This window comes from Xanthomonas cucurbitae, assembly GCF_002939885.1.
GTDB classification, from domain to species: domain Bacteria; phylum Pseudomonadota; class Gammaproteobacteria; order Xanthomonadales; family Xanthomonadaceae; genus Xanthomonas; species Xanthomonas cucurbitae.
The window spans coordinates 1-399 of record NZ_MDED01000143.1 but is presented as its reverse complement, the minus strand read 5'-3'; the positions used below and the strand labels follow the sequence as shown (position 1 = coordinate 399).

The following is a 399-nucleotide window of genomic DNA, read 5'->3' as shown; positions in this document are numbered from 1 at the left end:
GACAATGGCCCCACTTGAAGGCAACGGAGGTGGGGCATGGGTATCAACATCGTGCAGTTTCAGCCTGGATTGTCGATGACAGAGTTCGTGGATCGTTACGGAACCGAAGCCAAGTGTTATCGGGCCTTGTATCGGTGGCGCTGGCCGAATGGATTTCGCTGCCCGCAATGCGAAGGCCGCGCGCGCTCGCGCTTTCGACGCGATGGGCAGGTGTACTACCAGTGCCGTGCGTGCCGGCATCAGACCACCTTGCGTGCTGGCACGCTGTTTCAGTCCAGCAAGCTGCCCTTGCGCTTGTGGATGCAGGCGATCTACCTGCTGACATCCAGCAAGACCAACCTGGCGGCGCTGGAGTTGAAGCGGCATCTTGGAGTGAACTACAAGGCGGCCTGGCGCATG

1 protein-coding gene is annotated in these 399 nt (G+C 60.2%); it reads left to right on the top strand.

The features are described 5' to 3' along the window. Nucleotides 1-36: 36 nt before the first annotated feature. Nucleotides 37-399: transposase (locus XcuCFBP2542_RS19110; protein WP_146090391.1), on the top strand; the 363-nt coding region annotated here is incomplete at its 3' end.